Below are 23,321 nucleotides of genomic sequence, written 5' to 3'. Positions count from 1 at the left end.
CAGCTATCAGCAAAAGAGAGAGAGCCTATCGTGACCCTTCGCAAGTATCAGAACCACACGCCGCTACTGGGCAAAGGCGCCTTTGTCGACGGTTCGGCGGTGGTGATCGGCGACGTCGAAATCGGCGAAGACAGCTCGGTCTGGCCGCTGACGGTGATTCGTGGCGACATGCACCGCATCCGTATTGGCGCGCGCACCAGCGTGCAGGACGGCTGTGTGCTGCACATCACCCATGCCGGGCCGTTCAATCCCGATGGCTTTCCGTTGCTGATTGGCGACGATGTGACCATCGCGCATAAAGTCATGCTCCACGGCTGCACCGTGGGCAATCGGATTCTGATCGGCATGGGCAGCATCGTCATGGACGGTGCGGTGGTCGAGGACGATGTGATCATTGGCGCTGGCAGCCTGGTGCCCCCGGGCAAACGCCTGGAAAGCGGCTTCCTTTATGTGGGCAGCCCGGTGAAACAGGTCCGGCCACTGACTGACAAGGAAAAAGCCTTTTTCACCTACAGCGCGGCGAACTACGTGAAGCTCAAGAATTTGCATCTGGCCGAAGGCTACGACCAGCTCTGACCCTGCGCCCTTATTCAGGATTCAACATGCATTACCAAACCGTATTGTTCGACCTCGATGGCACCCTGACCGATCCACGCGAGGGCATCACCCGTTCGATCCAGTTCGCCTTGAGCAAACTGGGCATCGATGAACCCGACCTGACCAAACTTGAACACTTTATCGGCCCGCCGTTGTTGCAGGCGTTCATGCAGTTCTACGACTTCGACGAGCCCAAGGCCTGGGAAGCGGTCAATTTCTATCGCGAACGCTTCAAGGTCACCGGTCTGTATGAGAACCGCGTATTCGACGGCGTCACACCATTGCTGGAAACCCTCGGCGGGCAAGGGCGACAGCTGTACATCGCGACGTCAAAACCGTGGATTTTCGCCCGGGAAATTGCCCGGCACTTCGACTTCGCCAAGCACTTCAAAGTGATCTATGGCAGCGAACTGGATGGAACCCGGACCAACAAAGTCGAGCTGATCGCCCACTTGATGGCCGAAGAAGGCCTGGACCCGGCCAACACCCTGATGATTGGCGACCGTAAGCACGATCTGATCGGTGCGCGCAGTAACGGGCTGGATGCGGCGGCAGTGGGTTACGGTTTTGGCAGTCGGGAAGAGTTGAGTGCAGAGGCTCCGGCTTATCACTTTGAAACGCTGGATGAAATGCATCAGGCGTTTTTGCAGCGTTAATTGAACCGCCATCGCGAGCAAGCTCGCTCCCACAGGAGCGGTGTCGTACACATTTTTCGTATACGACACGGATCCTGTGGGAGCGGGCTTGCCCGCGATGGGGCCCGTTCAGCCACTGAACTTTATGATCCCGCCAAAGCCTTCAACGCCACCTTGCGCTCACCTACCGGCAACGCGCCGAGCTGCTCGACTGCCGCATAAAACTTCACCCAATCCCCGCCCACCTGCCTGAACAACGCCGCAAACGCCGGCACCCATTGGTCGTACAGCCCAAATGGCAACAGCCGGGCATTGTTCATCGGCGCATTGATCCACGCGTCATAGCGTTTGTCCCCAGCCCATTGGCTGTCGCGCAGCTGTAGGTATTCACCCCGCAATCGTTCGAACTCGTCGGCTTTGCGCTGGCGCATCTGGTCGGCGGGCAGGGGCAGGGTGTACAGCCGTTCGAGTCGCGTGCGGGTATCCAGAACCAATTGAATGAACTGGTCCCGTTGCTGCATCGGCGCGCCGTTGTCTGGCGCCAGGCCGCGGAATGCACGCCATTGGCGGGTGCCTTCCTGTTCGACGAAGGTGGCGAAAGACTCATTGAACTCGGTGTCGTCCTTCACATAAAAACGTTGATGCGCCAGTTCATGGAAGATCAGCGTGGCCAGTCGTTCGTCACCCCAGGCCATCATCGAACTGATAATCGGATCGTTGAACCAGCCGAGCGTCGAATAAGCCTCGACGCCACCGATCGACACGTCCATACCTTGCAATCGTTGCAACGCAGCTTCACCGCGGGCCGCGCTCTGGCTGTAGTAACCGCGATAGGCGACGCAACCGGCGATCGGGAAGCAATGGTTCTGGGGTGTCAGGGAAAATTCCGGCGTGGCAAACACGTTCCAGACTACGAACGGCCGGCCAATGTCGGCGTACAAACGGTAACTCTGGTTATCCGGCAGCTGCAGCTTCTGGCTGGCGAACGTGCGGGCCTTTTGCGATTGAGTCAGGTGCGCACGCAATAGCGGATCGCGCCCGGGATCGGCAATCACTGTGGAAACCGGCTCGCGTGCCCGCAGCAATTGCAGCTGACCACTGGCCAATTGGCCGTAATAGCTGACGCCGGCGCAACCGTTGAGAAACAAAAACAACACACCCGGAAACAAAATGCGTAAAACGCGATCAAGTAACCCAAGGCTTGGAAGCGGCCTGATCAAAATGAATCATCCCTGGAGAGTCTGCCCGCAAGACTATCCCGCCTGACTGGAGCTCCGCTATGCGCACGTTGATGCTGACAGGAAGCCTGTTGATGCTGGCAGGTTGTGCTGGATTCGGATTACCCCCCCATGATCCGGCTCAAGCGTGGATCGACCTGGATTCGAAGCAGGAAGACACCGCGCTGCAAGCGCTGGAAGTCGATGACAAGGCCGCCACCGACAAGCGCTATTTCGAGGTTCAGCCGGGTAGCCATGAGTTGACGGTCCGTTACCAGTTTCCGGTCGCACCCACCAACATCGGACCAGATGCCGAGCCGCTATGGCGTGACTGCCAGCTAAACGTGAAATTCAACGACTTCAATGCTGGCGAGCGGTATCAGCTGAAAGCAGGAAATATCGGCTTTCGGCCGTGGGCAAAGCTCTACGATCAACAGCGAAAAGTGATTGGCCAGGGTGTACCGGCAGGCTGCCAACGCACCTGATCGGCGTTATTCTAAAGGACTAGTCCTTGAGAAAATCATCATGCGCAGGTTAACGCTGTTTCTTGCTGCAAGCATCGTTGCTGGCTGTCAGAGCCCGTTGCCAGCGGTTAATCCGCAGATGGCCTGGGTCGAGTTTTCTACGCCATTCCCCAACGATAAATTGCTGATGGCCGAACGCCTGGACAATCAGCGATTGCGCGACGGGCGTTTTTTCCAGGTCACCCCCGGCAGCCATGAGCTGATTGTTCGATTCGATTTTGAAGTACCCGGTGGTGGAGGCATGGGCATGATGAGTGAGCCCACGGATCGGTTGTGCTACCTGACCATCAACTACGACCATTTCGAAGCCGGCCAGCGTTATGTACTGGAAGGCCGTTCGATAGCGTTCACCCCTGGCGCCCGGTTGTACAACGCCAAGCGGGAGATTGTCGCTGAAGATCGGGAGTCTCATTGCGTCCCGTGAGGTGAATCAGCGGTCGTTCTTCTGGTAGATGATTTTCTTCGTGCCGCCGTCGCACGTACCAACGACCATATTCTGATCGTGCACTTCGTCGTTGGTGACGATTTCCAGCGTGTAGGACGAGACGTTATTGGCCTGGATCTTGGCTTCAATCTCGGCCTTGAGTTCTTCACAGGATTTCGTTGCCGCCAGGGCCGGTGTGGCCAGCGCGCAACAGATAATCGCCAAGGCAAAACGTTTCATGGTTGAAGCTCCTTTGAGGCAGCGCGCACGGTAATGCGCTTTAGCTGCTGTCATTTATTCGACCACAATCTCGCCAGCCAGGTTTTGTTCCAGGGCAAAAAAAGAACGCAGCCCGCCGAGGCTGCGATCTTTTATCGGGGATCGCGACAACTCCTATCAGCTGACCAATGTTGCATCCAGACTGATTTTCGCATTCAGCACTTTGGAAACCGGGCAGCCTTCTTTGGCTTTATTGCTCAATTCCTCAAACTGAGCCTGAGTCGCCCCAGGAATCTTCGCTTTGAGGATCAATTTCACTGCCGTGATCGCAAAACCGCCGTCCACCTGGTCCAGGGTGACTTCGGCATTGGTATCGATGCTGTCAGCCTTGAGACCGGCATCGCCGAGAATCATCGAAAACGCCATGGAGAAGCAGCCCGCGTGCGCTGCGCCGATCAGCTCTTCCGGATTGGTGCCCTTGCCGCCTTCGAAACGGGCCTTGAAGCCGTAGGGCGCTTCTCTGAGGACACCGGTTTCCGTGGAAATCGAGCCGATGCCGGTTTTCAGGTCACCTTCCCAGTGAGCCGATGCTTTCTTCGTAATAGCCATGTCTGCCTCCTCAAGATCCAGCGCGAAGCGTCGCGCCTTTGTGGTTTTCGGTTGCTAGGGTTCTGAGGATAGACCGTGGTGCAAAGTTCACCTGATCTGATCGGTCCTCTTATTTCGTAGGAATTTTGGCTCTGCCATTGAAACTCGGGTATATGCCCTCATTGCATGAATCACGCTTATAGATTCGGCAGGTTTTCGTTTGTAAGAAAAAACCTGCGCCCTCAATTGGAGAAGCAGGCTTATGAAACGACTGTCCGATATCAAGTTCTCGACCCTCGATCTGGTGCCCGTGCGGGAGAACGGCAGCGCGGCCCAGTCGCTGCGCAATTCCCTGGACCTGGCTCAGCACGTCGAAAAATTCGGCTACAACCGTTTCTGGGTTGCCGAACACCACAACATGGATGGCATTGCGAGTTCGGCGACTTCGGTACTGCTTGGCTACCTGGCTGGCGGCACCTCGACCATTCGTGTTGGCTCGGGCGGGGTGATGCTGCCAAACCACGCGCCACTGGTGATCGCCGAGCAGTTCGGCACGCTCGAAAGTCTGTACCCGGGCCGGATCGACCTGGGCCTGGGCCGTGCACCCGGTTCCGACCAGATGACCGCCCGCGCCTTACGTCGTGAACGCTCCGGCAGCGCCGACGAGTTTCCGGAGGACGTGGCGGAGCTGATGCGTTACCTCGGACCGCGCACCCCGGACCAGCGGATCATCGCAATGCCAGGCACTGGCACTAATGTCCCGGTCTGGCTGCTGGGCTCCAGCCTGTTCAGTGCACAACTGGCCGGTGAACGCGGTTTGCCCTATGCCTTCGCTTCACATTTCGCACCGCGCTTCATGCATGAGGCCATTCGCGTCTACCGCAATCACTTCAAGCCTTCAGCGGTATTGGATAAGCCTTACGTGATGCTCGGTGTGCCCTTGGTGGCTGCCGACACCGACGAGCAGGCCGATTATCTGGCGACCTCGGTCTATCAGCGCATCCTGGCGTTGATGCGTGGCCAGAGCCTGGTGCAACGTCCTCCGGTAAAAACCATGGACGGTCTGTGGCTGCCTCATGAAAAAGAAGCCGTCGGCGATTTCCTTGGCCTGGCGATGGTGGGCAGTCCGCAGAAAATCCGCGCCAAACTGGAAGTGCTGATCGAGCAGACCCAGGCGGACGAGCTGATTTTTACCTGCGACCTGTACGAACATGCCGATCGCGTGCACTCCTATGAACTGCTGGCCCAGGTCATGAAGGGCTGACGCCCAAATCGCGAGCGCAAAAAAGCCGACGTCATTGCGTCGGCTTTTTCATTTTCGAGGGAGGTCAGCCCTGCTTGTAGACGATTTGCTTGGAACCTTTTTCACAAGTGCCGACGACTTTGCCGTCAGCGGCAGCGCCTTTATCGACGATTTCCAGTGAATAATTAGCAATGCCCTTGGCATCCAGTTTCGCGGCGATTTCAGCTTTTAGCTCTTCGCACGACTTGCCCTGGGCCAGGGCTGTTCCCGCAAAAATCAACAAACCTACTGCTAAAATAAAATTCTTCATCGGGTCGCATTCCCTGGTCGGGTCAATAGGGTCACCCAGCAATCAGCCGGATGTAAATATGTAGCGCTTTGCCATTCCCTATGGCGCTCGGCCAGCGCGCAGGCTCAGAAGATTAGCTCAAACTCAGCTACTGGCAATCCGGAACCCGACTTTGAGCGTCACCTGAAAGTGCGCAGCCTTACCGTCCTTGATGTGCCCGCGGGTTTCGGTCACTTCAAACCATTCCATATATTTTAGGCTTTTGCTGGCCTCGGCCAGTGCGTTGTTGATGGCGTCTTCAATGCTGCTGGTGGACGAGCCGACGAGTTCGACTTTCTTGTAGGTGTGATGATCAGTCATGGCGTTCTCCTCAGGGTGTGAAATACAGCCTAGCAGTGATTTTTCGTATTACTTCTGTCGGCCAATCCGAAGTGGAAGTTCAGATTTACTGCACTTTCTCGAACCCCTGAAGTCCCAACCAACACACGCAACTCAATCAATGAAGGAGAGCCACCATGGCCAACACCTCTTTACGTAAAGCCTCATTGCAAAGCATGGAAGCCGAAATCGAGAGTCTGCTGAAGTCTTTGGAAAACCTGAAGGACGACGCCTCGGACGAGTCGCGTAAAACCCTTAAAGTCTTGAAAAGCAACGCCGAGAACGCGTTGAAGCATTCGCGCCATCTGCTCAGCGATGCGTACGAAGACGTCAAAGTCAAAACCCGTGAAACCGGGATTGCCACGCGGGATTACGCCCAGGAACACCCTTGGACGACAGCGGGTGTGGCTGTCGGTGCCTTGGGTCTGCTCGCGGCTTATCTGCTGTTCAAGCGCGGTGACTAATCCGTCTGGCGCAGCTCGTTTTTGAGCCACTGCGCCAGTTGCCTAGCGCGCCCATCCGCGGCGCGCTTGGGTAGCCACAACGCCAGTTGCGCCGGGGTTTCACTGAAGCCCCATGGTGCAACCAGGCGCCCGGCCTTCAAGTCCTCAGCGACCAGCGGCTCGGGCGCAATCGCCACACCCAGGCCGGCCACTGCTGCTTCCAGCAAATAATACAAATGCTCGAAACCCTGCCCGTACTTCAACGTGTTGGCGTCGAGGTCGCTTTGCTGTGCCCAGCTTGGCCAGGCCTGAGGGCGTGAGGTGGTGTGCAGTAATGGCTCGCTCAGCAGCGCTGCGGGCGGTGCGTTTTGCAGTCGTTCGTAGCCCGCGAATCGCGGGCTCATGACCGGGCCGATCCGTTCGCTCGCCAACTCATAGACCTGCATGTCCGCTGGCCACGGTGGCTCGGCAAACACCAGCAAGGCGTCCAGCCCCGGGCGACGTGGATCGAGATCACCCTCGCCAGCCGACAGGTGCAGGCGCAGGTCCGGCAGGTCGGTATTCAATCGTCCCAACCTGGGAATAAACCAGCGTGCCAACAAGCTGCCCGAGCAACCCAGTACGAACGGTGCATCGGCGGTGCTTTGGGTCAGTTCTGCACAAACAGTTCGTAAACGCTCGAACGCCTCGCCGCTGGCATCGCGCAAACGAATGCCGGCATCTGTGAGTTTAAGGCCGCGACCATCCTTGATGAACAGGCTCACGCCCAAGTGTTCTTCAAGCACCTTGAGTTGCCGGCTGACCGCACCATGGGTGACGTGCAGCTGTTCGGCCGCCTTGCTGACGCTGTTCAGGCGGGCAGTCGCTTCGAAGGCCCGAAGGGCGTTCAGAGGAGGAAGGTCATGGCTCATGATATCTGTGAGTTTTCCTGACAGGTTGCGGCGATCTTATCGGTTTTCAGCTCAAGGCGTCAGGGGTAGAGTTAGCCCACTCTCTCTTCAAAAGCATCATCCCACGCATTCAACTGGAGCGACCCATGACCCAGACTAATCTGCGCAACGGCCCCGACGCCAACGGCCTGTTTGGCGCGTTCGGCGGCCGTTACGTCGCCGAAACCCTGATGCCGTTGATCCTCGATCTGGCCCGTGAATACGAATTGGCTAAGGAAGATCCTGCATTCAAAGAGGAATTGGCCTACTTCCAGCGCGACTACGTGGGTCGTCCAAGCCCACTGTACTTTGCCGAACGTCTGACAGAGTTTTGCGGCGGCGCGAAGATTTACCTCAAGCGCGAAGAGCTGAACCACACCGGCGCGCACAAGATAAACAACTGCATCGGCCAGATTCTGCTGGCGCGGCGCATGGGCAAGAAACGCATCATCGCCGAGACCGGCGCTGGCATGCACGGTGTGGCGACCGCCACCGTGGCTGCGCGTTTTGGCCTCGATTGTGTGATCTACATGGGCACCACTGACATCGAACGTCAGCAGGCCAACGTATTTCGCATGAAGCTGCTGGGCGCCGAAGTGATCCCGGTCGTGGCCGGTACCGGCACCCTGAAAGACGCAATGAACGAAGCGCTGCGTGACTGGGTGACCAACGTCGACAGCACCTTCTACCTGATAGGCACGGTGGCCGGTCCGCACCCTTATCCAGCGATGGTTCGCGACTTCCAGTCCGTTATCGGCAAAGAAACCCGTACGCAACTGCAAGACCAGGAAGGTCGTCTGCCGGACAGCCTGGTGGCGTGCATCGGTGGCGGCTCCAACGCCATGGGCCTGTTTCACCCGTTCCTCGACGACAAAAGCGTCGAGATCATCGGCGTTGAAGCGGCCGGTTACGGCATCGAAACCGGCAAGCATGCGGCCAGCCTGAACGGTGGCGTACCGGGTGTGCTGCACGGCAACCGTACCTTCCTGCTGCAGGACGACGATGGCCAGATCATCGACGCTCACTCGATCTCTGCCGGCCTCGACTATCCAGGCATCGGCCCGGAACACGCATGGTTGCATGACATCGGCCGCGTCCAGTACACCTCGGTAACCGACGACGAAGCCCTCGACGCGTTCCACAAATGCTGCCGTCTGGAAGGGATTATTCCTGCACTGGAAAGCGCCCATGCCCTGGCCGAAGTGTTCAAGCGCGCACCGACCCTGCCGAAAGATCACCTGATGGTGGTCAACCTGTCCGGCCGCGGCGACAAAGATATGCAAACCGTGATGCATCACATGGAACAATCAAAGCAGGAGAAACACTGATGAGCCGCCTGCAAACGCGCTTTGCCGAACTCAAGGAACAGAATCGTGCCGCCCTGGTGACCTTCGTGACCGCTGGCGACCCGAGCTATGACACCTCTCTGGCGATCCTCAAAGGCTTGCCTGGCGCCGGTGCCGACGTGATCGAGTTGGGCATGCCCTTTACCGATCCGATGGCCGATGGCCCGGCAATCCAGTTGGCCAACATCCGCGCCCTCGGCGCCAAGCAGAACCTGGCGAAAACCCTGCAAATGGTTCGCGAGTTCCGTGAAGGCAATACCGAGACGCCGCTGGTGCTGATGGGTTACTTCAACCCGATTCACATGTATGGCGTGCCACGTTTCATCGCTGACGCCAAAGAGGCCGGTGTTGACGGTCTGATCGTGGTCGATCTGCCGCCCGAGCATAACGGCGAACTGTGCGAACCGGCCCAGGCTGCCGGTCTGGACTTCATCCGTCTGACCACCCCGACGACTGATGATGTGCGCCTGCCGACCGTCCTGAACGGCAGCTCAGGCTTCGTCTATTACGTGTCTGTTGCCGGTGTGACCGGTGCGGGCGCGGCGACGCTGGAGCATGTTGAAGAAGCGGTTGCGCGTCTGCGTCGCCATACCGATCTGCCGATCAGCATCGGTTTCGGTATTCGTACACCAGAGCAAGCGGCTTCCATCGCGCGTTTGGCTGATGGTGTGGTGGTGGGTTCGGCGCTGATTGATCACATCGCCAATGCCTCGACGCCGGATCAAGCCATTGATGGTGTGTTGAGCCTTTGCTCGGCGCTGGCAGACGGCGTGCGTAAAGCCCGCGTCAGCTGAAGGTAAAGTTCCTGATACAGAGGAATTAGAGCCTCGCGGCACAGACTAAACAGCAAGACCGAGGGCTTCAGGACTACGTTCTGAAGCCCTTTTTGCTGTATGTGCAGTGAGGAAAGACCCGATGAAAATGCCGAAACGTCTGATTGCCAGTCTGGGTGTGCTGATGCTCAGTGCCACTCCATTGCTGAATGCGAATGCCGATCAGCGTGACGATCACGACCGCGGCGGCCCGCAGCAGGGCCATTACGATAACCATGGTGAGAATCATGGCGACGATCACCGTGGCCCGCAGGACAATCATCGCGGCGCCCCTCCACCACGGGACTTCGGCCCGGTGCGCCAGACTATCCACGATAACCATGGCTATTTCGTGCGCGGTGCTCCGCCACCTCCAGGTATTCATCTGGTGCGTGGCCGACCGCTGCCTCACGGCTATTACGGCGAACGCCTGGATAACCGGGCGTTGGGCCGGCTGCCATATTACCCGGGGTACGAATGGCGCCGTGCGGGAGGCGATATTGTGCTGATCGCCGTAGGAACCGGGATCGTTTATGAAATTCTCGAAGGGGTGCTTTGAATAGCAGGTAGGCGGTGAAGGCTTCGCGGGTTAGCCGCGAAGCCTTTTGTTTACGGCAGCTCCAACCCGCCCGCAGCCTTGTGCAACTTCCTCAGATGCTCGCCAACCTGCTTCAGGTTGGCTTCATTGGCGGCCATTTCGGCTGCACGGCTCGGTTCGAGCAGCGCTCTCACTTCTTTGTCCAGATCGCCTGTCAGCGCCTGAAGTTGTTTCTGCCGCAGGCTGCTTTCCGATTCCAGCCGCTGCCACTCACTCGGCTGCGGCAATCCATAACCACCGGTGCCAAGCAACTCTGCCGGGCGGCTGAGGAAGCCGCTGTTGGCAAGAATTTGCTGCAAGGTCGCGTTGGCCTTGTCCATGCCGCCGTTCTTCAATTCCCGAGCACCCAGATAACGTTGCTTTACTTCGTCCTGGGCCAGCACCAATTGTTGGCGGAAGGCTGCCTGCTCCAGTAACAGTAATGCTGCGCTGGTGCGCAAATCGGCTTGGTCGATCCATTGCCGGCGCTCTTCAGCTTTCAATGCGAGCCAGTCTTCGACCTTTTCCTGCTTGATCGGCAAGTGCTTCTTCAGCACTTCGAACATCGCTTGATAACGATCGCGGAAGGAGTCGAATCGGTAGCCCAGACGCAGCGCTTCGCGGGGATCATCCAGCACGCTGGTGTCCGCCAGTCCGCGGCCCTTGAGCACTTCCAGCAAACCGTTGGGCATGATGCTGTCCAACCCGACCAGTTTTGTATTGTTGGTGCTGCTACGCAGTAACTTCAGGCCCTCTACAGCGCAGTTATTGGACAGGAAGAAGTAGTTGCCGTCGTAACTCCAGTGCATTTCGGCGGCGTGTTCCACCACGTCTTCAATCTCGTTGCGCGACAGGTTCAGCGGCACCGAGGCCAGGCTGCGCAGTTCGGTTTTGGTGTATTCGTCGATCACCTGGGCCAGAGGCAGGACAAACAGGCGCGACGGGTATTTGCCCACCAGTCCGTCCCAACTCGACAGCTGCACGTCACCGACGAAGGCGCGGTAGGACAACACCAGGTGCTGATCCAGATCCAGCCGACAATCCGGCCCACGTGGTCGCCCGGGTGCACAGATTACCAACCGCAACATGCTGTGGCCCCAGCGGCTGACCCAGTTCTGGTTGGCTTCAGCCAGCAGATAGTCGACGGCGTAGACCCGTTCCGGATCGACCTGGCCCAGTGGCGTTTTGGCGAAATCGTTGCCGGCATTGAGAAAGGAGAAGGTTTTGCCGCAGGTGTCTTTAGCGGCGGGCGCCCAGCCGAAATGTTCTTTGTAGTAGCGGTACAGCGCAGGACGGCGACAGGCGTAGGCCGGGTCGAGAAGGAAATATTCCATGTTGACCGCGACGAACTCCTTGGGGCTGCTCGTCTCGTAAATGTCCGGGCTGCGGGCAATTTGCCGGTTGTACTGTTCGCGCTCGCCACGACGGCCGACATACTGTGGCCAGCCGGCTAGGTCGAGCAGGTGCGGGTCGTCGCTGAGCGTAAAGCGTCGGTCGGACTGGCCGCGGCATTGATCGGGAATGCCAATCAGCCCTGTGCTGCTGTTACGCCGGGTGCAGTGCTGAATCAGCGTGCGCTCTGCGTCTGGCCACAGGCGCGAGCGGTCATAGATGTGGGTGAGTTCGTGCAACACCGTGGCAAGCATTTCGCGGCGCACGGTGCCATGGGGGCGATAAGTCTTTTTGGTCGCGGCGCTGCCGTCAGTGAGGCTGGCAAGCAGGTTGCGGTTCAGATCGAGCTCGGACACCAGCGACGCCTGGCCGTAAGCGTTGCTCGGCATGTCATCGGTCCAGCCGACGTCGATGCGTCGGTCTAGCTGCTCGATGAACCGCGGCGGCAGCGCCTGCATGGCTTCATCGAGCAACGCCTGACTGGCTTGTTGTTGAGCGGGGCTGAGGCCTTCGGTTTTAAGCCTTAATTGCAAGTCAGCCTGGGCCGTGTTGCCGAGCAGCAACATGACCCCGGCCAACAGCCAGGCGCCTGGCGACCTCACAATGCGAGGATGGCTTCGGCGAGAACCTGATCACTGGCATCGCGGGCTTCCGGTACGCGGGTACGCAACGTGTTGAAGGCCGCTTCCAGGTGCGCGCCACGAATCTCGCCATCGCTGGCGACGAAACTGGCCGCATCGTCGTGGGCTTCACGAACGATTTTCGAGTCACGGATGGACGTCGTGGTATCGGAAGTGAAATCAAGCGTGCGTTGGGTGGCATTGATGATGATGTTACTGGTGGCGACCAGAGTGTGCGCCTGAGCCACATCGGCCAATAACAGAAGGCCAAGGGCGGCAACAATCAGAGGGCTACGCATGGAACGACTCCGCAAGAACAAGGATAACTATTGGACGAGAATTGCCTGCGCCAGTTCAAGGTCGCTGGCATGAAGTTTTGGCTGGGTCCGGCGCAGATAAATCAGGGCGGACTCCAGTTGTGCTCCTCGCAGTTGACCGTCACTGGCGATGAACGCCGCAGCGTCATCGTGTGCCGCGAGTAGCAGCTTACGGTCGAAGGGAGCGGAGGTCACCATGCTTGTGGCGTAACCGGTGGCCACGATGCCTTGTGTAGACAGATTGAAGGCGTCATAGGCATGGACGGAGCCCACCCAGCAGGTGGCCACGAAAATCGGAGAGATCAACAGATTTGAAAGAAAACGCATGAGACTCGATAGCTGAAGGCGAGTCGCAAGGCTAGCGCAACACCCGGTCTAGAGCCAGCGCCGAAACATTGGGACACGGCGGGCGTGTCCCACGTCAGTGGTGACGCTTTAGATAGTCAGTATGGCTTGCGCCAGCTGTGCATCAGTCGCGTTCAGCTGAGGTGCCTGGTGGCGAATATGGTCGAGTGCGCTTTCCAGTTTCACGCCACGAATGGCGCCTTCGCTGGCCACGAAGCTGGCGGCATCATCACGGGCGGCGCGTACGATTTTGTCATCGCGAAAGGAAGAAGTGACATCGGAGGTCGCATCGGACGTGGCCTTGAGTGCGCCGACGACGGCGTCGGTGGTCACGATAAAGCTGGTGGCGTGGGAATTGGCGGCCACGGCAAGCAGGGCTGCAGCGCTGAGCAGACGAAGACGGGACATGGTGAAACTCCTTTGGGTAAACCGATTGAGAGGTGGCGCAGTGTCTGTTGAATCAGACGCCAATCATGCGGCGTTCGCCACGTTCAATCTGGATATTAGGCCTATGAGTATCGGTTCGCACAGTCCCGTCTGTTCAAGCAGGACGCTAGCGCCAGAACGGTTTATCCAATTCGTTGAGACGATCCGCGTGGCTGATGTTCAGGTCTGAGAGCTGCCGGTCATCAAGTTGGCCCAGTAAACGCCGGGTTCGGGCCCTTTCCAGGTTATTGGCAACGCTCCTCAGTAATCTACGAAACCAGAGGAAACGAGGCGTTGAGTGAGGTTTGGAAACGGAAACATCCAGTAAGTGATTCATGGCGCGGTCCTTTTGCTGGCAGTTCGGGATTTCATGGTGATCCCGTCCTTTCTTCCGCAACAGACACACTAGGATAAAATTGTACTGGTTCAATTGTTTAAATAGTAAAACTGTACCTGTAAGCGAGAGCGCTACTGTATGCCCCGTGTTGAGGATCTGAAAAACGACAAAGCCCGTCGTGGTTTCCCACGACGGGCTTTGTTTTTTCAATTTGGAGTGCTGGCGATGGACCCGGTGGGTCAGAGCCAGCGACGCTAACTTAGCGCCAGAACGGCTTGCTCAGCTCTTCGTAGCGTTGTGCTTCGCTAATCCCTGCGTCAGCCAGCAGACGCGAATCCAGACGAGCCAGTTGATGGCGGCTGGAGATGCGGCGCTGCCACAGCATCAGGTTGGCGAGAACGCGAAGAGGCGTGGAAGCCTGGGTTTTTACAGCGTTGTCTTCGAAAAACAGCTCGGAACTGAGTGTACGTTCCATGGTTGACATCCTTCCGCTTATGGCGGGATTAGGTAGTGGTTTAACTGATGCCAATGATCCTCTCGTTTGGCCAGTCTCTCTAGATACAGTTCATCTGTATTGTGAGGTACCAGTTAACTGTTAAAGGGCGGTGTACTGGTCGAATTTGAGGCAACTGTACTTGTCTGCACTAATATCGTGCGTTTTTGCTTGGTTGACTCGGAAAGGTAGGTCATTACGGTAGGAAAAGACCGGTACAGCAGTACAGTTTTATTCAGTATTTGGTCTGGCAACAGCAAGCTGACGAAACTGTGTTTGCGTCAGCTGCTATCTGTACCAATTACACCGCGAGCATTCGCCCGGTTTCTTCCAGGTTGATGTGCCAGCTCAGGGCATCACGCAGGATATGCGGCGTGTGCCCACCGACTACGCAAGCGGCTGTGAAGTAGTCATCCAGGGCTTGGCGATAGTCCGGGTGCACGCAGTTGTCGATGATGACTCGAGCGCGTTCTCGCGGCGCCAGGCCACGCAAGTCCGCCAGACCGATCTCGGTGACAAGGATGTCGACGTCATGCTCAGTGTGATCAACGTGGCTGACCATCGGTACCACACTGGAAATCGCGCCGCCCTTGGCGATCGATTTGGTTACGAAGATCGCCAAATGCGCATTGCGCGCAAAGTCGCCCGAGCCGCCGATGCCGTTCATCATCCGCGTGCCGCAGATGTGGGTGGAGTTGACGTTGCCGTACAAGTCGAACTCAAGCGCCGTGTTGATGCCGATGATGCCGAGCCGGCGCACCACTTCCGGGTGGTTGGAGATTTCTTGCGGGCGCAGGACCAGTTTGTCCTTGTAGCGCTCAAGGTTGCCGAAAACATCGGTATTGCGACGGCTCGACAAGGTGATTGAACTGCCCGAAGCAAAGCTCAGCTTGCCGGCGTCGATCAGGTCGAAGGTCGAGTCCTGAAGCACTTCGGAATACATCGTCAGGTCTTCGAACGGCGAGTCGATCAGGCCGCACATCACCGAGTTGGCGATGTTGCCAATCCCGGCTTGCAGCGGGCCGAGCTTGTTGGTCATGCGCCCGGCAGCCACTTCCTGCTTGAAGAAGTCGATCAGGTGGTCGGCAATGGCCTGGGTATCAACGTCCGGCGGCAGTACGGTGGACGGCGAGTCAGACTGATTGGTGATCACGATAGCGACGATCTTTTCCGGCGGAATCGGGATGGCAGTGCTGCCAATACGATCGTCGACCTTGACCAGCGGAATGGGTGTGCGGGTCGGCCGATAGGTCGGGATATAGATGTCGTGCAGACCTTCGAGATTCGGGTTGTGCGCCAGGTTGATCTCGACGATCACCTGTTTGGCGAAAATCGCGAAGCTGGCCGAGTTACCCACCGACGTGGTCGGCACGATATGGCCTTGCTCGGTGATCGCCACGGCTTCAATCACAGCGATGTCCGGCAGCTTGAGTTGCTGATTGCGCAGCGACTCCACGGTTTCCGACAGATGCTGGTCAATGAACATCACTTCGCCGGCGTTAATGGCCTTGCGCAGGGTGCTGTCGACCTGGAAGGGCATGCGTCGTGACAATACGCCGGCTTCGGTGAGCTGTTTATCGAGGTCGTTGCCCAGGCTCGCGCCGGTCATCAACGTGATTTTCAGCGGGGTGATTTTGGCGCGTTCGGCCAATGCGTGGGGCACGGCTTTGGCTTCGCCGGCGCGAGTGAAACCACTCATGCCGACGGTCATGCCGTCCTCAATCAGAGCGGCAGCGTCAGCGGCGCTCATCACCTTATCCAACAACGAAGGCAAGCGAATACGATCACGGTACATGGATTGTTATCTCGGGCAACGAAAGCAAGGTATGCAGTCTAGTGATTTCAAAAAAATTCCTCCCGCTACCATGGTCGAATGCAGAGCCCCGATTTAGAGCCTTTGGTCGGTTTTTAGCGGGCAATAAAAAACCCCAGCCTACTAAAGGCTGAGGTTTTGGGTATTGCGCTGGAGCAGGTTTTACTCGACGGCTTTGACCATGTCTTCGATGACTTTCTTGGCGTCGCCGAAGACCATCATGGTTTTGTCGAGGTAGAACAACTCGTTGTCCAGGCCGGCATAGCCGCTGGCCATCGAGCGCTTGTTGACGATCACGGTCTTGGCTTTATAAGCCTCGAGAATCGGCATACCGGCAATTGGCGATTTCGGATCGTTCTTCGCGGCCGGGTTGACCACGTCGTTGGCGCCGAGCACCAGCACCACGTCGGTCTGACCGAACTCGGAGTTGATGTCTTCCATCTCGAACACTTGCTCGTAAGGTACTTCGGCCTCGGCCAGCAGGACGTTCATGTGTCCTGGCATCCGCCCGGCGACCGGGTGGATCGCAAACTTCACAGTGACACCACGGTGAGTCAACTTCTCCGCCAGTTCCATCAGCGAGTGCTGGGCACGTGCCACCGCCAGGCCATAGCCCGGGACGATGATCACGGTGTCGGCGTTGGTCAGCAGGAACGCGGCGTCATCGGACGAGCCGGACTTCACCGGACGAGCTTCCTTGGCGCCAGCGGGGCCTGCGGTTTCCGTTGCACCGCCGAAACCGCCGAGCAGTACGTTGAAGAACGAGCGGTTCATCGCTTTGCACATGATGTACGAGAGGATTGCACCGGAAGAGCCCACCAGCGACCCGGCGATGATCAGCATCGAGTTGTTCAGCGAGAAGCCGATACCCGCTGCTGCCCAACCGGAATAGCTGTTGAGCATCGACACCACCACCGGCATATCGGCACCGCCGATCGGGATGATGATCAGCACGCCCATCACGAAGGCCAGGGCCAGCATCAGGGCGAAGGCGCCAAGGTTGCCGGTCAGCATGAAAGTGATGCCCAGGCCGAGCGTCGCCAAGCCCAACACCAGGTTCAACTTGTGTTGACCGCTGAACTGTACCGGTGCGCCCTGGAACAAACGGAACTTGTACTTGCCCGACAGCTTGCCGAAGGCAATTACCGAACCGGAGAAGGTGATGGCACCAATCGCTGCGCCAAGGAACAGCTCCATGCGGTTACCGGCCGGAATCGAATCACCTAGCTGTTTGACGATGCCCAGAGACTGCGGCTCGACCACCGCCGCAATGGCGATGAACACTGCGGCCAGACCGATCATGCTGTGCATGAAGGCGACCAGTTCCGGCATCTTGGTCATTTCAACGCGTTTGGCCATGATCGAACCGGCCGTGCCGCCGACCAGCAGGCCGACGATGACATAGCCGATCCCGGCGGTGGCCAGCTCTGCGCCGAGCTTATAGATGAGGCCCACGGTGGTCAGGATGGCCAGCGCCATGCCAAGCATGCCGAACAGGTTGCCGCGCCGCGACGTGGTCGGGTGCGACAGGCCTTTGAGGGCCTGGATGAAACAGATCGACGCGATCAAGTAGAGCGTCGTGACGAGATTCATGCTCATTACTTAGGCGCCTCTTCTTTTACTGCTTTTGGGGCTTTTTTCTTGAACATCTCAAGCATCCTGCGGGTAACCAGGAAGCCACCAAATACGTTCACCGCTGCCAGAGCTACCGCCAGGGTGCCCATGGTTTTGCCCAGGGGTGTGACGGTCAATGCCGCCGCCAGCATGGCGCCGACGATCACGATCGCCGAGATCGCGTTGGTCACTGCCATCAAAGGCGTGTGCAGTGCAGGTGTAACGTTCCAGACCACGTGATAACCGACATAAATCGCCAGCACGAAGATGATCAGGTTGTAGATACCGGGGGAGATAAGCTCTTCCATCGTCTGAATCCCTGCTTAGGCGTTTTTGCGGATGACTTGGCCGTCGCGGCACATCAGGCACGCGGCGACGATGTCGTCTTCGAGGTTGATCTCGAACTGGCCTTCTTTGTTGAAGACCAGCTTCAGGAAGTCCAGCAGGTTGCGCGCGTACAGTGCTGAAGCGTCTGCCGCGACTGCGCCGGCCAGATTGGTCGGGCCGCAAATGATCACGCCATTCTCGACGACGACCTGATCGGCCACGGTCAGCGGGCAGTTGCCGCCCTGGGCTGCAGCGAGGTCGATGACCACCGAGCCCGGCTTCATCTGCGCCACGGTTTCCGCGCTCAACAGCGTCGGTGCCTTGCGGCCCGGGATCAGTGCTGTGGTGATGATAATGTCAGCCTGTTTGGCGCGTTCGTGCACGGCCAAGGCCTGACGTTGCATCCAGCTGGCAGGCATTGGTCGTGCGTAACCGCCGACACCAACGGCGCATTCGCGCTCTTCATCGGTTTCGTAAGGTACGTCGACGAACTTGGCGCCGAGGGATTCGATCTGCTCTTTTACCGCAGGACGTACGTCAGAGGCTTCGATCACTGCACCCAGACGTTTCGCCGTAGCGATCGCCTGCAAACCGGCTACGCCTGCGCCGAGAATCAGCACGCGCGCCGCTTTCACGGTACCCGCAGCGGTCATCAGCATCGGCATGAAGCGTGGATAGTGGTGAGCGGCCAGTAACACAGCTTTATAACCGGCGATGTTGGCTTGGGAGGACAGCACATCCAGGCTCTGAGCGCGGGAGGTGCGTGGTGCGGCCTCCAATGCAAAAGCGGTAATGCCGCACTCAGCCAGCTTGGCAATGGTTTCATTGCTGAACGGGTTGAGCATGCCCACCACAACGGTGCCGCTTTTAATCAGCGTCAGTTCGCTGTCGCTGGGGGCGACCACCTTGAGAATCAGCTCGGCACCAAACGCATCGTTGGCGCTGCCAATAATTGCGCCTGCCGCTTCATAGGCACTGTCGACAACGCTGGCATTAATGCCGGCGCCGCTTTGCACAGTGACCTTATGACCCTGGCCGATCAGCTTCTTGATGGTTTCCGGGGTTGCAGCAACCCGTGTTTCACCGGTCTGGGTTTCGAGAGGAACACCAATGTGCACGTCAAATCTCCTGCGTGATCTTATTGAGTAAACCCAGGCACTTCGGATGGTGCGGCTGGGGGCGGCCGATCAGCACGATCCCGCCAAATCAGGGCGGGGCGCGGCATTTTGCAGGCGAACTTAGTGCCCTTCAAGGGTTTATGACGGGTGACGGAAAATTAACTACAAGTCACCCCGTGACCGAATGTCGCAACTGACCGGTTCAATCCCTTGCAGGCCGTGCCTTGTAAGGATTCTTGTAAAAATTGAAGAAATTGCGCATCGGTCAGGTGAATGAGTCGTTATTGCTCCGCAATAGAGGCTCAAGGCCACGTTTTCAGGCTCTTGTGGGACGTTTGTACTGCTTGTCGGTACAGTCTTCGAATATGCGACAAATACTTATATCTGTAGTGCTTTGAATTTTCTGACTACGAGGTCAGCTAATAGCGCCAAGCCTTTATCCTTCTAGGCTGTAGCTCTGTGCCTGATTGACCAGCCAATCGCGAAATGCCCTTAAAGAGGCCGATTCGACCTTTCGCTCGGGAATCATCAAGTAATACGCCTTGATGCTTGATAACGCCTGGGCGTTGGCAATGACCAGGCGCTTCTCGGCCAGTTCGCGTTGAATCAGGAACGGTGGGATCAGCGCTATTCCCATATCGTGCATGGCGGCTTGAGCAAGCATGGAGAATAGCTCGTAGCGCGGCCCTGTCATGTCTCGTGGGACATTTAGGTTTTGGGAATTGAACCATTGACGCCAGGCATAAGGGCGAGTGGTCTGCTGCAACAGGGGCAATTCGGCGACTTCGGCGGGAGACAGGTGTGTCTTTTTCCCCATGAGGTTGGGGCTGCACACCGGCATCGGATTTTCGCCCATCAGCCTGTGGGATTCAGTACCCGACCAGTCCGCGTCGCCAAAATAGATCGCGGCATCGAAGTCGGTATCAGCAAACAGGAAGGGGCGCGTTCGGTTGGTGAGGTTGACCGTCACCTCCGGGTGTTTTTGCTGGAAATCCTTGAGTCGTGGCAGCAGCCATTGAGTGCCGAACGTTGGAACCACCGCCAGCTCAATCACGTTGGCGCCTTGCTGACCCATCACTGACAAGGTGTCGCGCTCTACCGCATCGAGTTGGGTGGCCACTCGGCGGCTGTAGGAAAGTCCGGCTTCCGTCAGCTTGACCCCGCGTCGCGAGCGTCGGAACAGTTCTACGCTGAGGAACTCCTCAAGGCTGGCGATCTGTCGGCAAATGGCGCCTTGAGTGAGCGAAAGCTCCTGGGCTGCCTTGGTAAAACTTTCGTGGCGAGCTGCCGCTTCAAAGCTGATCAGGGCCGTGGTGCTGGGGATTTTCCTGCGCATGTACGTCAACCTCACTAATACATCGCATAAAAGCTATTTTGCGATGTTTCGGAGTGAGAAATTAGCACAACAGTATGCAAAATCCTCGTTTGCCGTAACGCCGAACCCGGCCTAGGATCAGCCCACGTTATTTGACCCGATTCGAGAGGACGCACTCATGGGCGGTAAAGCTAGCTTCAACTGGATTGATCCCCTGCTGCTGGATCAACAGCTCACCGAAGAAGAACGCATGATTCGCGACACCGCTGAGCAATTCGCTCAGCAGAAGCTTGCGCCGCGTGTTCTCGAAGCTTTCCGCCATGAAAAGACCGACCCGGCGATTTTCCGCGAGATGGGTGAAATAGGTCTGTTGGGCGCGACCATCCCTGAGCAGTATGGTGGAAGCGGCCTGAACTACGTCAGCTATGGCCTGATAGCCCGTGAAGTCGAGCGCGTCGACTCCGGCTATCGCTCGATGATGAGCGTGCAGTCCTCGCTGGTCATGGTGCCGATCAATGAATTCGGTACCGAAGCCCAGAAGCAGAAGTACCTGCCGAAACTGGCTTCAGGCGAATGGATTGGTTGCTTCGGTCTGACCGAGCCTGACCACGGTTCCGACCCGGGCTCGATGATCACTCGTGCGCGCAAAGTGGAAGGTGGCTACAGCCTGACCGGCAGCAAAATGTGGATCACCAACAGCCCGATCGCCGATGTGTTCGTCGTATGGGGCAAGGACGATGCGGGTGATATCCGTGGCTTCGTTCTGGAGAAGGGCTGGAAAGGCCTGAGCGCTCCGGCGATTCACGGCAAGGTCGGCTTGCGTGCATCCATCACCGGCGAGATCGTCATGGACAACGTGTTTGTCCCTGAAGAAAACATTTTCCCGGATGTGCGCGGTCTGAAGGGTCCGTTCACCTGCCTCAACTCCGCACGCTATGGCATCTCCTGGGGGGCGCTGGGTGCTGCCGAGTTCTGCTGGCATACCGCTCGCCAGTACACTCTGGATCGCAAGCAGTTCGGTCGCCCATTGGCCGCCACTCAGCTGATCCAGAAGAAGCTGGCCGACATGCAGACCGAGATCACCATGGCGCTGCAAGGCTGCCTGCGTCTGGGTCGTATGAAAGACGAGGGTACTGCAGCGGTCGAGATCACTTCGATGATGAAGCGCAACTCCTGCGGCAAGTCCCTGGACATTGCTCGCATGGCGCGCGACATGCTGGGTGGTAACGGTATTTCCGATGAGTTCGGTGTTGCTCGCCACTTGGTCAACCTGGAGGTGGTGAATACTTATGAGGGTACGCATGACGTCCATGCACTGATCCTCGGCCGTGCGCAGACTGGCATCCAGGCGTTCTATTAATAGGAGAACGGCCATGGGCGCGCTTTCGCATCTACGGGTACTGGATTTATCGCGGGTGCTGGCCGGGCCCTGGGCCGGGCAGATTCTTGCTGACCTCGGGGCTGAGGTGATCAAGGTCGAGCGCCCGGGCAACGGCGATGACACGCGCGCCTGGGGGCCTCCCTTCCTTAAAGACGCTTATGGCGAGAACACTAGCGAGGCCGCTTATTACTTGTCGGCCAATCGCAACAAGCAATCGGTGACCATCGACTTCACGCGGCCTGAAGGGCAGAAGCTGGTGCGTGATCTGGCGGCGAAGTCGGATATCCTGATCGAGAACTTCAAGGTCGGTGGGCTGGCGGCATATGGTTTGGACTATGAGTCTCTAAAGGCGATCAATCCGAATCTGATCTATTGCTCGATTACCGGGTTTGGCCAGACTGGCCCTTACGCCAAGCGCGCGGGTTATGACTTCATGATCCAGGGGCTGGGCGGTCTGATGAGTCTGACGGGGCGTCCCGAAGGTGACGAGGGGGCCGGGCCGGTGAAAGTCGGCGTGGCGCTGACGGACATTTTGACCGGACTCTATTCGACCGTGGCGATCCTTGCAGCGCTTGCGCATCGGGATCATGACGGTGGTGGTCAGCATATTGATATGGCGCTGCTGGATGTTCAGGTGGCTTGCCTGGCTAACCAGGCAATGAATTACCTGACTACGGGCAATGCTCCGAAGCGCTTGGGTAATGCTCATCCGAATATCGTCCCTTATCAGGACTTTCCTACGGCGGATGGAGACTTCATCCTTACCGTGGGTAATGACGGGCAGTTTCGCAAGTTTGCTGAAGTGGCTGGTCAGCCGCAGTGGGCAGATGATCTACGCTTTGTGACCAACAAGTTGCGGGTGGCGAATCGTGCGGTATTGATTCCGCTTATTCGCCAGGCGACGGTGTTCAAGACGACTGCTGAGTGGGTGCTGCAGCTGGAGCAAGCAGGTGTGCCGTGCGGGCCGATCAATGATCTGGCTCAGATGTTTGCGGATCCTCAGGTTAAGGCGCGTGGGTTGGCGATCGAGCTGCCCCATGTGCTGGCCGGGATGGTGCCGCAAGTGGCGAGTCCGATTCGACTGTCCGAAACGCCTGTGGAGTATCGCAATGCGCCTCCTCTATTGGGGGAGCACACGCTGGAGGTTCTGCAGCGGGTGTTGGGTCTGGATGCTGGCGTTGTGGCTGCATTCAAAGAGGCCGGGGTGCTCTGAGGGCTTCTTCTATATAGAGTGAGTCGGTTTCCTCTCCTGTATAGAGAGGAAACGGGCTGTTTTCCGGTGTTCTGCAAGTGTTTGATAGAAAAGCGTAATTAAGGGTTGACGGCAGATTCTGGAAGTCTATAATTCGCCCCACTTCCGGCGCAGTCGAAACGGAAAACTCCTTGGTAAACAAAGAGTTACGCAGTTTTCGGCGGCGAGTTGCTTCAGGTCATCGAAGCCCAGAAGGAGTCGGTCAGGCAGGGTGGTTTAGCTTGATTGACGATTCGATCTTCTCGGTCGAAAGCGGTGTAAAAGAGGTGTTGACAGCAGCGACTAACGCTGTAGAATTCGCCTCCCGCTAACGAGAGATCGAAAGCGCAAGTGGTTGAAGTTGCAAAGGA

Annotated in this window: 28 protein-coding genes; 11 read left to right on the top strand and 17 right to left on the bottom strand. The window is 57.7% G+C overall.

The window, feature by feature from the left end; genetic code table 11:
- Positions 1-30: 30 nt before the first annotated feature.
- Together ACMXYJ_RS00925 and ACMXYJ_RS00920 are read left to right on the top strand one after the other, a co-directional pair.
- Positions 31-576: a gamma carbonic anhydrase family protein gene (locus tag ACMXYJ_RS00925; protein ID WP_415758460.1), complete on the top strand. Its 546-nt coding sequence runs from the start codon at positions 31-33 to the stop codon at positions 574-576.
- A gap of 26 nt (positions 577-602) precedes the next feature.
- The gene (locus ACMXYJ_RS00920; RefSeq protein ID WP_415758459.1) at positions 603-1,253 is read left to right on the top strand and encodes an HAD family hydrolase; all 651 of its coding nucleotides are present in this window, start codon (positions 603-605) and stop codon (positions 1,251-1,253) included.
- Positions 1,254-1,375: 122 nt separating this feature from the next.
- On the opposite strand, the gene ACMXYJ_RS00915 is transcribed toward ACMXYJ_RS00920, so the two are convergent.
- Positions 1,376-2,452, bottom strand: a complete 1,077-nt coding sequence (locus ACMXYJ_RS00915) for an aminopeptidase (RefSeq protein ID WP_415758458.1) — start codon at positions 2,450-2,452, stop codon at positions 1,376-1,378.
- 59 nt (positions 2,453-2,511) lie between these two features.
- On the opposite strand from ACMXYJ_RS00915, the gene ACMXYJ_RS00910 reads away from it, so the two are divergent.
- Positions 2,512-2,934, top strand: coding sequence for a hypothetical protein (locus ACMXYJ_RS00910; RefSeq protein WP_076029119.1), 423 nt, complete (start codon positions 2,512-2,514; stop codon positions 2,932-2,934).
- Between the two features lie 40 nt (positions 2,935-2,974).
- Positions 2,975-3,397, top strand: coding sequence for a hypothetical protein (locus ACMXYJ_RS00905; protein ID WP_415758457.1), 423 nt, complete (start codon positions 2,975-2,977; stop codon positions 3,395-3,397).
- Positions 3,398-3,403: 6 nt separating this feature from the next.
- On the opposite strand, the gene ACMXYJ_RS00900 is transcribed toward ACMXYJ_RS00905, so the two are convergent.
- Positions 3,404-3,637 (bottom strand): DUF1161 domain-containing protein, encoded by a 234-nt coding sequence (locus ACMXYJ_RS00900; RefSeq protein ID WP_415758456.1) that lies wholly within the window; start codon positions 3,635-3,637, stop codon positions 3,404-3,406.
- 156 nt (positions 3,638-3,793) lie between these two features.
- The gene (locus ACMXYJ_RS00895; RefSeq protein ID WP_008152515.1) at positions 3,794-4,225 is read right to left on the bottom strand and encodes an OsmC family protein; all 432 of its coding nucleotides are present in this window, start codon (positions 4,223-4,225) and stop codon (positions 3,794-3,796) included.
- Positions 4,226-4,466: 241 nt separating this feature from the next.
- Between ACMXYJ_RS00895 and ACMXYJ_RS00890 the strand changes: the two genes are divergently transcribed.
- Positions 4,467-5,468: an LLM class flavin-dependent oxidoreductase gene (locus tag ACMXYJ_RS00890; protein WP_076029117.1), complete on the top strand. Its 1,002-nt coding sequence runs from the start codon at positions 4,467-4,469 to the stop codon at positions 5,466-5,468.
- Positions 5,469-5,532: 64 nt separating this feature from the next.
- Here the strand turns inward: ACMXYJ_RS00890 and ACMXYJ_RS00885 are convergent, their stop codons facing one another.
- Positions 5,533-5,757, bottom strand: a complete 225-nt coding sequence (locus ACMXYJ_RS00885; protein WP_095126739.1) for a DUF1161 domain-containing protein — start codon at positions 5,755-5,757, stop codon at positions 5,533-5,535.
- A 123-nt stretch (positions 5,758-5,880) separates the two neighbouring features.
- Positions 5,881-6,096, bottom strand: a complete 216-nt coding sequence (locus ACMXYJ_RS00880; RefSeq protein WP_008027736.1) for a dodecin — start codon at positions 6,094-6,096, stop codon at positions 5,881-5,883.
- Between the two features lie 155 nt (positions 6,097-6,251).
- Between ACMXYJ_RS00880 and ACMXYJ_RS00875 the strand changes: the two genes are divergently transcribed.
- Positions 6,252-6,578 carry a DUF883 family protein gene (locus tag ACMXYJ_RS00875; RefSeq protein WP_046044844.1) on the top strand — a complete coding sequence of 109 codons (327 nt, stop codon included), beginning with the start codon at positions 6,252-6,254 and terminating at the stop codon, positions 6,576-6,578.
- Here ACMXYJ_RS00875 and ACMXYJ_RS00870 read toward each other — a convergent pair.
- Positions 6,575-7,468: a LysR family transcriptional regulator gene (locus ACMXYJ_RS00870; RefSeq protein ID WP_415758455.1), complete on the bottom strand. Its 894-nt coding sequence runs from the start codon at positions 7,466-7,468 to the stop codon at positions 6,575-6,577. The two genes, ACMXYJ_RS00875 and ACMXYJ_RS00870, sit on opposite strands and share 4 nt — an antisense overlap.
- A 125-nt stretch (positions 7,469-7,593) precedes the next feature.
- Between ACMXYJ_RS00870 and trpB the strand changes: the two genes are divergently transcribed.
- The 3 genes from trpB (at position 7,594) to ACMXYJ_RS00855 (ending at position 10,203) form a co-directional block, all read left to right on the top strand.
- Positions 7,594-8,814, top strand: coding sequence for a tryptophan synthase subunit beta (trpB, locus tag ACMXYJ_RS00865; protein ID WP_076029113.1), 1,221 nt, complete (start codon positions 7,594-7,596; stop codon positions 8,812-8,814).
- Entirely contained in the window at positions 8,814-9,626 is an 813-nt protein-coding gene (gene trpA, locus ACMXYJ_RS00860; protein WP_415758454.1) for a tryptophan synthase subunit alpha, read from the top strand. The genes trpB and trpA overlap by 1 nt, the downstream gene beginning before the upstream one ends.
- A 121-nt stretch (positions 9,627-9,747) precedes the next feature.
- Positions 9,748-10,203 (top strand): anti-virulence regulator CigR family protein, encoded by a 456-nt coding sequence (locus ACMXYJ_RS00855; protein ID WP_415758453.1) that lies wholly within the window; start codon positions 9,748-9,750, stop codon positions 10,201-10,203.
- Positions 10,204-10,253: 50 nt separating this feature from the next.
- Here ACMXYJ_RS00855 and ACMXYJ_RS00850 read toward each other — a convergent pair whose 3' ends face one another.
- The 11 genes from ACMXYJ_RS00850 to ACMXYJ_RS00800 form a co-directional block, all read right to left on the bottom strand.
- Complete coding sequence (locus tag ACMXYJ_RS00850) at positions 10,254-12,215, bottom strand: DUF4105 domain-containing protein (RefSeq protein ID WP_415758452.1); 1,962 nt, start codon at positions 12,213-12,215, stop codon at positions 10,254-10,256.
- On the bottom strand, positions 12,212-12,532 hold the full coding sequence (locus ACMXYJ_RS00845; RefSeq protein ID WP_309674344.1) for a DUF2388 domain-containing protein: 321 nt from the start codon (positions 12,530-12,532) through the stop codon (positions 12,212-12,214). Before ACMXYJ_RS00845 ends, ACMXYJ_RS00850 begins: the two co-directional genes overlap by 4 nt.
- A 27-nt stretch (positions 12,533-12,559) precedes the next feature.
- On the bottom strand, positions 12,560-12,877 hold the full coding sequence (locus ACMXYJ_RS00840) for a DUF2388 domain-containing protein (RefSeq protein ID WP_415758451.1): 318 nt from the start codon (positions 12,875-12,877) through the stop codon (positions 12,560-12,562).
- A gap of 108 nt (positions 12,878-12,985) precedes the next feature.
- On the bottom strand, positions 12,986-13,303 hold the full coding sequence (locus tag ACMXYJ_RS00835; RefSeq protein ID WP_008044656.1) for a DUF2388 domain-containing protein: 318 nt from the start codon (positions 13,301-13,303) through the stop codon (positions 12,986-12,988).
- Positions 13,304-13,448: 145 nt separating this feature from the next.
- Complete coding sequence (locus ACMXYJ_RS00830; RefSeq protein WP_415760662.1) at positions 13,449-13,658, bottom strand: DUF1127 domain-containing protein; 210 nt, start codon at positions 13,656-13,658, stop codon at positions 13,449-13,451.
- A gap of 259 nt (positions 13,659-13,917) precedes the next feature.
- Positions 13,918-14,133 carry a DUF1127 domain-containing protein gene (locus tag ACMXYJ_RS00825; protein ID WP_008154465.1) on the bottom strand — a complete coding sequence of 72 codons (216 nt, stop codon included), beginning with the start codon at positions 14,131-14,133 and terminating at the stop codon, positions 13,918-13,920.
- A gap of 319 nt (positions 14,134-14,452) precedes the next feature.
- Positions 14,453-15,946, bottom strand: coding sequence for an acetyl-CoA hydrolase/transferase family protein (locus ACMXYJ_RS00820; RefSeq protein ID WP_415758450.1), 1,494 nt, complete (start codon positions 15,944-15,946; stop codon positions 14,453-14,455).
- Positions 15,947-16,126: 180 nt separating this feature from the next.
- On the bottom strand, positions 16,127-17,563 hold the full coding sequence (locus ACMXYJ_RS00815) for an NAD(P)(+) transhydrogenase (Re/Si-specific) subunit beta (protein WP_064675292.1): 1,437 nt from the start codon (positions 17,561-17,563) through the stop codon (positions 16,127-16,129).
- Positions 17,563-17,886, bottom strand: coding sequence for an NAD(P) transhydrogenase subunit alpha (locus tag ACMXYJ_RS00810; protein WP_003187010.1), 324 nt, complete (start codon positions 17,884-17,886; stop codon positions 17,563-17,565). Before ACMXYJ_RS00810 ends, ACMXYJ_RS00815 begins: the two co-directional genes overlap by 1 nt.
- Positions 17,887-17,901: 15 nt before the next feature.
- A complete protein-coding gene (locus ACMXYJ_RS00805; protein ID WP_415758449.1) occupies positions 17,902-19,023 on the bottom strand; it encodes a Re/Si-specific NAD(P)(+) transhydrogenase subunit alpha in 1,122 nt (373 codons plus the stop codon).
- 436 nt (positions 19,024-19,459) lie between these two features.
- Positions 19,460-20,359: a LysR family transcriptional regulator gene (locus ACMXYJ_RS00800; protein ID WP_415760661.1), complete on the bottom strand. Its 900-nt coding sequence runs from the start codon at positions 20,357-20,359 to the stop codon at positions 19,460-19,462.
- Positions 20,360-20,516: 157 nt separating this feature from the next.
- On the opposite strand from ACMXYJ_RS00800, the gene ACMXYJ_RS00795 reads away from it, so the two are divergent.
- Both ACMXYJ_RS00795 and ACMXYJ_RS00790 read left to right on the top strand, forming a co-directional pair.
- Positions 20,517-21,698, top strand: a complete 1,182-nt coding sequence (locus ACMXYJ_RS00795) for an acyl-CoA dehydrogenase (protein WP_415758448.1) — start codon at positions 20,517-20,519, stop codon at positions 21,696-21,698.
- Positions 21,699-21,711: 13 nt separating this feature from the next.
- Complete coding sequence (locus ACMXYJ_RS00790; protein ID WP_415758447.1) at positions 21,712-22,932, top strand: CaiB/BaiF CoA transferase family protein; 1,221 nt, start codon at positions 21,712-21,714, stop codon at positions 22,930-22,932.
- Positions 22,933-23,321: the final 389 nt, after the last annotated feature.

Source organism: Pseudomonas arabinosi, assembly GCF_047758675.1.
GTDB classification, from domain to species: domain Bacteria; phylum Pseudomonadota; class Gammaproteobacteria; order Pseudomonadales; family Pseudomonadaceae; genus Aquipseudomonas; species Aquipseudomonas arabinosi.
Note: the sequence above shows the minus strand (reverse complement) of the source record. Positions and strands in the feature narration are given on the sequence as shown.

Bases quoted from the DNA above. Each gene is read 5' to 3' on its own strand.
- ACMXYJ_RS00920 (WP_415758459.1), top strand. From the start codon at position 603: ATGCATTACCAAACCGTATTGTTCGACCTCGATGGCACCCTGACCGAT.
- ACMXYJ_RS00910 (WP_076029119.1), top strand. From the start codon at position 2,512: ATGCGCACGTTGATGCTGACAGGAAGCCTGTTGATGCTGGCAGGTTGT.
- ACMXYJ_RS00905 (WP_415758457.1), top strand. From the start codon at position 2,975: ATGCGCAGGTTAACGCTGTTTCTTGCTGCAAGCATCGTTGCTGGCTGT.
- ACMXYJ_RS00900 (WP_415758456.1), bottom strand. From the start codon at position 3,637: ATGAAACGTTTTGCCTTGGCGATTATCTGTTGCGCGCTGGCCACACCG.
- ACMXYJ_RS00895 (WP_008152515.1), bottom strand. From the start codon at position 4,225: ATGGCTATTACGAAGAAAGCATCGGCTCACTGGGAAGGTGACCTGAAA.
- ACMXYJ_RS00890 (WP_076029117.1), top strand. From the start codon at position 4,467: ATGAAACGACTGTCCGATATCAAGTTCTCGACCCTCGATCTGGTGCCC.
- ACMXYJ_RS00885 (WP_095126739.1), bottom strand. From the start codon at position 5,757: ATGAAGAATTTTATTTTAGCAGTAGGTTTGTTGATTTTTGCGGGAACA.
- ACMXYJ_RS00880 (WP_008027736.1), bottom strand. From the start codon at position 6,096: ATGACTGATCATCACACCTACAAGAAAGTCGAACTCGTCGGCTCGTCC.
- ACMXYJ_RS00875 (WP_046044844.1), top strand. From the start codon at position 6,252: ATGGCCAACACCTCTTTACGTAAAGCCTCATTGCAAAGCATGGAAGCC.
- ACMXYJ_RS00870 (WP_415758455.1), bottom strand. From the start codon at position 7,468: ATGAGCCATGACCTTCCTCCTCTGAACGCCCTTCGGGCCTTCGAAGCG.
- trpB (WP_076029113.1), top strand. From the start codon at position 7,594: ATGACCCAGACTAATCTGCGCAACGGCCCCGACGCCAACGGCCTGTTT.
- trpA (WP_415758454.1), top strand. From the start codon at position 8,814: ATGAGCCGCCTGCAAACGCGCTTTGCCGAACTCAAGGAACAGAATCGT.
- ACMXYJ_RS00855 (WP_415758453.1), top strand. From the start codon at position 9,748: ATGAAAATGCCGAAACGTCTGATTGCCAGTCTGGGTGTGCTGATGCTC.
- ACMXYJ_RS00845 (WP_309674344.1), bottom strand. From the start codon at position 12,532: ATGCGTAGCCCTCTGATTGTTGCCGCCCTTGGCCTTCTGTTATTGGCC.
- ACMXYJ_RS00840 (WP_415758451.1), bottom strand. From the start codon at position 12,877: ATGCGTTTTCTTTCAAATCTGTTGATCTCTCCGATTTTCGTGGCCACC.
- ACMXYJ_RS00835 (WP_008044656.1), bottom strand. From the start codon at position 13,303: ATGTCCCGTCTTCGTCTGCTCAGCGCTGCAGCCCTGCTTGCCGTGGCC.
- ACMXYJ_RS00830 (WP_415760662.1), bottom strand. From the start codon at position 13,658: ATGAATCACTTACTGGATGTTTCCGTTTCCAAACCTCACTCAACGCCT.
- ACMXYJ_RS00825 (WP_008154465.1), bottom strand. From the start codon at position 14,133: ATGGAACGTACACTCAGTTCCGAGCTGTTTTTCGAAGACAACGCTGTA.
- ACMXYJ_RS00820 (WP_415758450.1), bottom strand. From the start codon at position 15,946: ATGTACCGTGATCGTATTCGCTTGCCTTCGTTGTTGGATAAGGTGATG.
- ACMXYJ_RS00815 (WP_064675292.1), bottom strand. From the start codon at position 17,563: ATGAGCATGAATCTCGTCACGACGCTCTACTTGATCGCGTCGATCTGT.
- ACMXYJ_RS00810 (WP_003187010.1), bottom strand. From the start codon at position 17,886: ATGGAAGAGCTTATCTCCCCCGGTATCTACAACCTGATCATCTTCGTG.
- ACMXYJ_RS00800 (WP_415760661.1), bottom strand. From the start codon at position 20,359: ATGCGCAGGAAAATCCCCAGCACCACGGCCCTGATCAGCTTTGAAGCG.
- ACMXYJ_RS00795 (WP_415758448.1), top strand. From the start codon at position 20,517: ATGGGCGGTAAAGCTAGCTTCAACTGGATTGATCCCCTGCTGCTGGAT.
- ACMXYJ_RS00790 (WP_415758447.1), top strand. From the start codon at position 21,712: ATGGGCGCGCTTTCGCATCTACGGGTACTGGATTTATCGCGGGTGCTG.